The sequence below is a fragment of the uncultured Gimesia sp. genome (assembly GCF_963972345.1).
Classification (GTDB): Bacteria; Planctomycetota; Planctomycetia; order Planctomycetales; family Planctomycetaceae; genus Gimesia.
The window spans coordinates 1-8,638 of the sequence record NZ_CAXAVM010000258.1; the positions used below are offsets into that span (position 1 = coordinate 1).

Below are 8,638 nucleotides of genomic sequence, written 5' to 3' on the forward strand. Positions count from 1 at the left end.
GGGGAGAAGAACCACTTACCGAACGACCGGGCAGTATTCTGCCTCCCGCCGACTTCGAAGATGCTGCGAAGACAGTTCAGAAGATGATTAATCGCACGCCTACCGACCAGGAAGTGGTTTCGTACCTGTTGTATCCCAAAGTCTTCGAAGATTTTGCCGCACATCAGAAAGCCTATTTCGATACAAGTGGTCTGCCGACGTATGCATTCTTCAATGGTCTGGAACCGGAAGAAGAAATCGCTGTTGAGATTGCTCCCGGAAAGACCTTGATCATCAAGTTCCTGGCCGTCGGAAAGCCACAGACAGATGGTTGTCGCACGGTCTTTTTTGAGCTGAACGGTCAGCCTCGGGAAGTGGTGATCGTGGACAAATCATTGAAGCCACAGGATAGCGCGCGACGCAAAGCTGATTCGTCAGATCCCAAGCAAATCGGTGCCGTCATGCCCGGCGTGATCGTCTCGCTGGCCGTCAAGGTCGGCAGCAAGGTAAAAGCCGGCGATCAATTGCTGATGCTGGAAGCAATGAAAATGCAGACGAGTGTGATCTCCGAACAGGATGGTGTGGTCAAAGAAGTTCTAGCCGAACCGGGCATCCAGGTGGAATCGGGTGACCTGCTGATCGTACTGGAATAGCCACTCGGTTGAACTGATCCACATGCATTCCGTGAGTCAGGTTTTCTCGGACCTGATTCACGGATGTTCCGATATCGACAAGGTATTCACCTCCCCTGCTGCAGTGTATCAATCACATCCTCACCAACAGAAACAGGTGTGAGCCAATGCCTGTAAAACCTATCCCATTTTGCCTAATTGCACCAACATTATTTTAACAGGATCGTTTTATACAAAAACAGGTTTCAATTTGCTCTGATGCATTAGAGAAATTCAACCGCTGCCTGAATTTTCGCCGATAGTTTAGATATCAGGTATTAATATTTCTTAATGCTTTGAGTTCAATTCAATCACTCAATCAGAATAAATGGGCAGAACGATTCGACTCTGTCTCTTTAAGAAACCGGAGAACTCGGCGAATGACTGGAGCGCGTCAATCCATTCAACCCCCTCATTTTGTGATATCCAGTGAGGGAGAGCTTCTAGGTGAAGACACTCCTGAGAACCAGGAGTTAGTTCGTCGAGTGGTTGCCTGTGTGAATGCCTGCGACGGGATCACCACCGAAGAACTGGAAAGTGGCATCATCAACGACATGCGCCGCGTGATTTCCCAGACTGCACCCATCCTGCAGGAACGCAGTCAGATGACCGAGTTGCTGCGACGTGAAATCCGGGCAGAAATGGATGCGCGCCGCAATCAGAAGAAACAGGCTAATTGACTCTTACTTGGATCCACGATTGATATAACCGCTGATGCGGACTTTTATCTTACCCGTCGATTTATGTCCGGCGGGGAGATTCAATCCAATCATTAAGACGCCATCTTCTTTGGGCGTATACTCGGCTTTCTCACCAATCAGAAACGGTTTACCCATCTTCGGTTTTCCTTTCTCCTGCGAGATGACCATGCCCATCAGTGCCCCGGTGGGAATTCCGTCTGCCAGTTCTTTCATGGCGGTCGTATGTGGCAAGCCTTCGACGGTGGATTTCACGTCGATCACAAAATCATAGGCCCCCATCGCCTGAATCCGAACCATCTTATCCTTCGCGACCAACCCTGCCGGTACGCTCCAGTTGCGTGCGACATCAATGTCGAAATCTGAAGAATTGGAACTCATCAGTTTTTCGTTGAGCTGGGTTATCATGGCTTTCACGCCGGGAACATCTTTCTGAATGCTCTGAATCACTTCCAGCATCTCGCGGGATTTTTCATAGTCGCCTGCTTCAGAATATTTCCGGGCAATTTCTGCAGACTCTCTGATGAAAGAATCCCGCAGTTTGTCTGCCTGCACATTGAGTTGCTTGACGTTCGTCTTTTTGGCGCTCTGTGCCGCCACCGGTTCAGACATCAGTAGAACGGCCAGAGCACTTCCCAGAAACAGTAATTGAACATGCCAGTCAGCTCTGAAAATATTCACGATTCGATTCCTCTATTCAATTCTTTTAGACGTGTATGCATTTATTATTATGACGTATGGCCGCTACTGCTGACAATCAGATTCCGGAGTTCCCCTGTCCACAGAGGCAGATTTTGCAGATCATGATCCGGGTGACTCCTTAACCGGGTGGCCAGTGCAGCGAACGCCCTCCCAGCAGATGCAGGTGCAGATGATCGACAGACTGACCTCCTTCTTTACCGGTATTAACGATTGTACGATATCCGGAATCCAGTCCTAGCTGTTTCGCCAGTTTTCCGACCGTCAACAACAAGTGCCCCGCCAGTGCCTGATCCGAATCCTGCAGGTGTGCCATGGATGGGATTTCCTGCTTCGGAATGACCAGTACATGTACGGGGGCCTGTGGATTCACATCGTTGAAAGCCAGGCATAAATCATCTTCATAGATAATGTCTGCCGGGATTTCCCCATCAATGATTTTCTTGAAAATCGTTTTCTCACCTGACATCTAACCTGCCTCCTTTACATTTCATTCGCTACTATTTTTAAATTACCGTTTGAAAACGGAAAATAGATTGTGTCCAGCATCTCAGGTAAACAGCTGCTTGTAAACACCATAGCCTCCTGCCAGCAATAACCCCAGACAGGAAACAAACAACATCAGATCCCACAACCGGCCGGGAGTCAGACGGGCATCAATTCTCGTGTAGCGTAAATAGATGGCAGCCACTCCCAGCATCGGTAACATGATGGCCTGCATGGTCCCCGCGATCAAAACCAGTCGAACCGGATTTGCCCCCGTCAGGAATACGGCGAGACACAACAGAGGCAGGATCAGTGACATGATCTTGATCCAGTTCTGCACCGCATGAGGCTTGCTTTCATCCACGATGCCGAAAAATCGCAGGCCGTCGGAGAAGATGCGTGCATTGGCGGCATTCGCCACGAGGAACGTCGAATACAATACGGCGATTGCCCCTGCCAGAAACAGCCACTTGGCGAACGCACCGAAGACAGGGACATAGGCTTCTGCCAGCGTACTCACCATCCGCATGCCGTCCGGGTCGAGGCCTTCCTTATGCAGTACCGCGACCCCCATCAGATAAAAGGCGAGGGTCGCAAAAGTATAAATGCACATCGAAGCAAACGCGTCGATTTTCATCACACGCATCCAGCCTTTGGCTCTCTCAGCCCAGGCCTCGTCTTCAGAATGCGGGCCGGTAAAACGGGCGTAGCCTTTCTCCAGGCACCAGTAAGGATAAGCAATCAGTTCTGTCGCGCCGACGCCAATAATCCCGAATGCCGCCAGTGCGGTCAGCAGCGGATTCATACCGCCGGTCACTTCCGGCACACCAAACGAAAGTCCGCGGATGATTTCCTCTGTCGAGATACTCCAGATCTCGGATGTCTGCAGGGAAATTACATTGCCGATCGTAATGAATGTAAACGAGACCACCAGGACCGTCGACAGATGCTCAATCAGGTTATACCGGCCGTAATACAATAAAAAGGCTGTGAATACCGCGATCACACTGGCCCAGATCTTGTCGTCCCAGGTCTGCGGTTCGAGGATTGAATTACCATTCTGATCCAGCAGCGATTCCTCGTTTCGTATTTTTTCAAGAATCACCTGTCCGGCTGCCTCGAGACGTTCGATGCGCTGTTTCATTTTGTCATGCCCGCGCAGATATCGCTCGCGTTCGGCAGGTGATAAATCTGACAGCGCCTGTTCCTGATTTTTCAAAGCTTCTTCCAGTTCCAGGTAATGTACGAATTCTTTTTCGGCAGGATATTGAATGGCCTGGAGATAATCGCCTTTGATGGGCAGCGTCAAAGCCAGTGCCTGCCCGACGCCCCCGACAATTCCGCCGAGTTGCCCGATGGTGCAGATACTCATTACCAGCCAGAACCAGAGGATCCAGTTGGGAGTTTTCTGTCTGCCGGAATTCAGAAATCCGAGTCGTGGCCCGGGCACATGATTCAGGGCAGCCAGCGTGGTTTCACCTTGCGAGATGGAATAGCGGCCGAGTTCGATCTGGACGAATACCTTGATCAGACACCCGACGATGATCAGCCACAGCAGCGCGATACCCGCCTGGGCACCGGTCTTGGTCGTGGCAATCAGTTCTCCGGACCCGACAATACTGCCGGCCACGATGAGCCCCGGTCCCAGTCGTTTCACGATTCCCCAGAAATCGGTGGGAGCTTTGATTGATTCTTCGAGAGTCGAATCAACGGAAGGATCGAGCGCGTTATTCTCCTGTTGAGATTCCATCGTACTCCTGTTTCATCTTTGTCTTCGACAAAGGGGGCTGTCGAAACATTACTCAGAGCCGTAAGAATCCTCACAGTGATCACTCAAAATCAGTTGGCACATCTCGATCTCATCGAGGCATGCCTGCCCTGTTACTTGAGTTGTTTTTCTGCGACCTCTATTGCTTTGAGCAAGCCCTTTGCCTTGTTAAGTGTCTCATGATATTCCGTTTCCGGTACACTGTCAGCAACGATCCCGGCGCCGGCCTGAACGTAGGCCGTAGATCCCTGCATAACCAGTGTGCGCAGAGCAATACACGTATCCATATTCCCGGTAAAATCGAGATAGCCGACAGCTCCTGCGTAAGGGCCGCGGCGATGTGGTTCAAATTCATCAATGATTTCCATTGCCCTGACTTTGGGGGCGCCGGAAACGGTTCCTGCAGGCAGTCCCGCCCGGAGTGCATCCAGGGCAGAACGTTCTGAGGTTAAAGTACCAGTAACATTCGAGGTAATATGCATGACATGGCTGTAGCGTTCCACCACCATCACATCAGACAGTTCGACCGATCCGAATTCACAAACGCGGCCCACATCATTGCGAGCCAGGTCGATCAACATCACATGCTCAGCCCGTTCCTTGGGGTCCGCCAGCAGTTCTTCTGCCAGACGCTTGTCTTCAGCTTCGGTTTTTCCGCGTTTGCGTGTGCCGGCGAGGGGACGAATTGTCGTAAGACGATCTTCCACCCGCACCATGATTTCGGGTGAACTGCCCACCAGATCCACTTCAGGCGTTTTCAACAGAAACATAAATGGACTGGGGTTAACCACGCGCAGGCTGCGATAGATATCGAGAGGCGTCGCCGTAGTTTCCAGCTTGAGTCGCTGGCTTAAGACCACCTGAAAAATATCGCCGGCAACAATGTATTCCTTGCAGGCATCGACGGCTGATTCGAATTTCTGCTGTGTGAAATTTGAAGTCCAGTTCAGATCCGGTTCGGCGTGAGCATCAACGTTGATATCTGCCATTTTTAATGCAGCAGGATTACCATCCTGAAACCGCTGACAGGTCCGGTCGATTTTATCACAGGCACTTTGATAGGCGGCTTTCAGCTCTGCTTCTTTCAGATCGGGGTCGAGGTGCGCATGAGCGACAACCAGCACCGTTTTATTGATCTGGTCAAAAACGACCATGTGGTCGTACAAGGCAAAGGAAAGATCAGGCAGTTGACGATCATTTTCCGGAGCGTTGGGTAAATGTTCCGAATAGCGGACGACATCGTAACCGGCATATCCCACCGCGCCTCCGCAAAAACGGGGAAGGCCGGGAAGCTCTGCCGCCTGATATTGGTCAAGCACCCGTTCCAGTTCCTCCAGCGGGTCCGCGACTGTCCGTTCTTCCGTCTGCCCCTGCCGCTGGATGACCATCCGCTGCTCGTAGGCATCGACGGTTAAAAACGGATTCGCTCCCAGAAAGCTGTAACGGCTGATCTGCTCGCCACCGACCACGCTTTCAAACAGAAAGGAGTAGGGGCCTTTTTCCAGCAATTGATAGGCACTGACCGGCGTCAGGGTATCCCCGGTCAACTTTCGATAAACGGGGACCAGGTTCGCCTGTCCGGAAAGTGATTTAAATGTTTCAAAATCGGGAACGTATTTCATGGACTATCTTAATTGCAGTGTCAGTGGATGAGCGGGCATCCCGGATTCTCTAAAACTCAGAGTCGACTCTCTTATGAACATTTCCTTTCGGAGAGACAAGCTGCCCATGGCTCCAGTTCTCAAAAAACTCCAAAAAGTCTGGCTGGTTGAACCGGAAAACAGGCTCCTTACAGCTTGTTTCGAGATTTTCAGTTTCGGAATCGCTTGAGAGGAATGGTATTCATGACACTCATCGCATAAAATGTAAGCATATCGCCGGTCTTACTGATCTTTCATTTAGATCAAAGTGGATTAGGCTTTGTTTTCACGTAATGAATGAGTATGTTATTTGTTCCCTGAGTCTACACCCTTTGGGAAAGAAAGTCACGTGAGTTATACTAACGCCCGAGACCAGATCCCCACCCCAGGGATCTGAGCGGTTTTGAATACTATCAAAGGAGAATAGGGTGAATTTGGACGCGTTCACTCGCACAAGTGGTGAATGGCTGAGAGGAATCGGCCCGGACTCCGATATCGTGATGTCCAGCAGGATCCGTCTGGCCCGGAACCTCGCACAGTTCCCCTTTATCAATCGCTGTACGGAATCAACTCTGGGTGAAATCGAACAGCTGATGCGTCCGATTATTACCTCGCTCCCCATGGATGTAAAACTATCCTATCTGGATGTAAACAGCCTGGGCACTCTGGACCGTCAGTTTGTCGTGGAACGTCAACTGATCAGCCGTGAGCATTCGGAACGATCCGGACCCCGCGGTGTCGGACTGGACAGTGAAGAAAATATTGGAATCATGGTCAACGAGGAAGACCATCTCCGCCTGCAGGTACTCCGTAGCGGTTTTTCTCTGAATGAATGCTGGGATACGATTAACCAGATCGATGACCTGCTGGAACAGGAAGTGACCTATGCCTTCAGTGAAGAGTTCGGCTACCTGACAGCCTGCCCGACGAACGTGGGAACCGGGATTCGGGTCAGTGTGATGTTGCATCTGCCGGCACTGGTCATCACCAAAGAAATCCAGAAGGTCTTCCAGGCACTGCAGAAGATTAATCTGGCCGTCCGGGGATTATACGGGGAAGGCAGTCAGGCCATGGGTGACTTCTACCAGATTTCGAATCAGGTAACCCTGGGACAGACCGAACACCAGTTAATCGACAGCATCAAGGAAGTGGTTCCCAATATCATTTCGTACGAACGGCGGGTGAGAACTTCCCTGATCAAGGAGAACCGCCAGGGGCTCCACGACCAGGTTTCACGGGCTTATGGAATTTTAAGCACCGCCCAGACCATCAGTTCGGAGGAGACCATGCACCTGCTCTCCAGCGTGCGCATGGGTGTCAATCTGGGACTGATTGAAGGGCTGCCGATTTCAGCAGTCAATGAAATGTTCATTTTCACGCAACCGGCGCATTTGCAGAAGCTGCATGGCGGCGCACTGGCATCGGGAGAGCGGAACGCGGCCCGGGCCAACTACCTGAGACAACGCATCAGCGACTCCAATACTTCAAATTGAAATCCGGCTACAGTCGGCCGCTGCGAAAGACGCCATAGATCAGCCAGATCCCCAGCAGACTCGACATCATGAAGATGGGAATGCTGACAAAGATCAGATTCGAATCCAAAGAGATCGTAATGGCAGAGGCTAAAATCAGAGAAGACATGACCATGCCGATCGCCAGCCGGTTACCGGAGCGATCCATTTCTGTCGTCAGGTGATCGAAGCCTTTATGTTCAAGATGTACCTTAAGTTCGTCTTCACTCAGTTTCCCCAGCGTGCGGCCAATCTGCTCGGGAAGTTCATGCATGACTTTCGACAGACTGCATGTTTCTGACCAGATCCGGCTGACAATCGCCTTGGGATGATAACGTTCCGAGGAAAGCTTATAGATATAAGGTTCCATCTCCTGTGCGATATTCAGTTCCGGGGCAATACGTGTGGCAATGCCTTCCAGGGTGATTAAGGCGCGAATCAGCAGCATGATGTCCACGGGACAACGGATCCGGTGGATCGCCAGTATATTGATAAAATCCGTCAGCATCTTGCCGACACTGATCTCGTCCATGGGCACGCCATAGTAGTTGCCGATAAAATCGCGGAGGTCCGCCCGTAAGAGCTGATGGTCGACGGTCCGTTTCGCTTTGCCAATTTTCAAAACGACTTCCACCAGTTTCGCCGTGTCTTTTCTGGCGACATTCAGAAAGAGATCGACGAGCATATCACGACGTTCTTCTTCCAGGATTCCGATCATTCCATAATCCAACAGACACAGAGAGCCATCCGGCATCACTCGAAAATTGCCTGGATGAGGGTCCGCATGAAAGATGCCGAATTCGAAAGTCATTTTCATGAAAATACGGGCTCCGTTCGCCGCCACTTCATGCGCGCTGATCGGCAGATTTTTGAGTTCCCTGTCATCATCAATTTTATAACCATCGATGAATTCCATAGTGATCACATCCCCCTGCGTCATCTCCCGGTAAATTTTGGGGACATACAGCGTGGCATCATCCTGAAACAGTCGACAAAATTCATCGGTAGAACGGGCTTCGCGGGAAAACTGTAATTCGCGATGAATCGTGCGGGAAAACTGATTGACCAGCCCGGTAGGATCAAACACTTCCGCATCGGGAAAATGGCGTTCGATCATCGTTGCCAGTTCATACATCAGGCTGAGATCCTGCTCAATCACTCGATCAATGTCGGGACGTTTGATTTT

General features: G+C 50.9%; 8 protein-coding genes. 3 read left to right on the top strand and 5 right to left on the bottom strand.

Features of this window, described 5'->3' with window-relative positions:
• Positions 1-632, top strand: a 632-nt coding sequence (locus AACZ40_RS26560) for a biotin/lipoyl-containing protein (RefSeq protein ID WP_339676583.1), incomplete at its 5' end; no start/stop codon positions are given.
• 398 nt (positions 633-1,030) lie between these two features.
• Positions 1,031-1,330: a hypothetical protein gene (locus tag AACZ40_RS26565; protein WP_291169677.1), complete on the top strand. Its 300-nt coding sequence runs from the start codon at positions 1,031-1,033 to the stop codon at positions 1,328-1,330.
• A 3-nt stretch (positions 1,331-1,333) separates the two neighbouring features.
• On the opposite strand, the gene AACZ40_RS26570 is transcribed toward AACZ40_RS26565, so the two are convergent.
• The 4 genes from AACZ40_RS26570 to trpE form a co-directional block, all read right to left on the bottom strand.
• Complete coding sequence (locus tag AACZ40_RS26570; protein ID WP_291169675.1) at positions 1,334-2,029, bottom strand: hypothetical protein; 696 nt, start codon at positions 2,027-2,029, stop codon at positions 1,334-1,336.
• Between the two features lie 139 nt (positions 2,030-2,168).
• Positions 2,169-2,516 carry a histidine triad nucleotide-binding protein gene (locus AACZ40_RS26575; RefSeq protein ID WP_291169673.1) on the bottom strand — a complete coding sequence of 116 codons (348 nt, stop codon included), beginning with the start codon at positions 2,514-2,516 and terminating at the stop codon, positions 2,169-2,171.
• A gap of 81 nt (positions 2,517-2,597) precedes the next feature.
• Positions 2,598-4,283: an Nramp family divalent metal transporter gene (locus AACZ40_RS26580; RefSeq protein WP_291169670.1), complete on the bottom strand. Its 1,686-nt coding sequence runs from the start codon at positions 4,281-4,283 to the stop codon at positions 2,598-2,600.
• A 131-nt stretch (positions 4,284-4,414) separates the two neighbouring features.
• Positions 4,415-5,923, bottom strand: a complete 1,509-nt coding sequence (gene trpE, locus AACZ40_RS26585; RefSeq protein ID WP_291169667.1) for an anthranilate synthase component I — start codon at positions 5,921-5,923, stop codon at positions 4,415-4,417.
• Between the two features lie 446 nt (positions 5,924-6,369).
• Between trpE and AACZ40_RS26590 the strand changes: the two genes are divergently transcribed.
• Complete coding sequence (locus tag AACZ40_RS26590) at positions 6,370-7,434, top strand: protein arginine kinase (protein WP_291169664.1); 1,065 nt, start codon at positions 6,370-6,372, stop codon at positions 7,432-7,434.
• A gap of 7 nt (positions 7,435-7,441) precedes the next feature.
• Here AACZ40_RS26590 and AACZ40_RS26595 read toward each other — a convergent pair.
• Positions 7,442-8,638 (bottom strand): AarF/UbiB family protein (locus tag AACZ40_RS26595; RefSeq protein ID WP_339676586.1); only part of this gene is annotated, 1,197 nt, incomplete at its 5' end.

Bases quoted from the DNA above. Each gene is read 5' to 3' on its own strand.
- trpE (WP_291169667.1), bottom strand. From the start codon at position 5,923: ATGAAATACGTTCCCGATTTTGAAACATTTAAATCACTTTCCGGACAG.
- AACZ40_RS26575 (WP_291169673.1), bottom strand. From the start codon at position 2,516: ATGTCAGGTGAGAAAACGATTTTCAAGAAAATCATTGATGGGGAAATC.
- AACZ40_RS26580 (WP_291169670.1), bottom strand. From the start codon at position 4,283: ATGGAATCTCAACAGGAGAATAACGCGCTCGATCCTTCCGTTGATTCG.
- AACZ40_RS26565 (WP_291169677.1), top strand. From the start codon at position 1,031: ATGACTGGAGCGCGTCAATCCATTCAACCCCCTCATTTTGTGATATCC.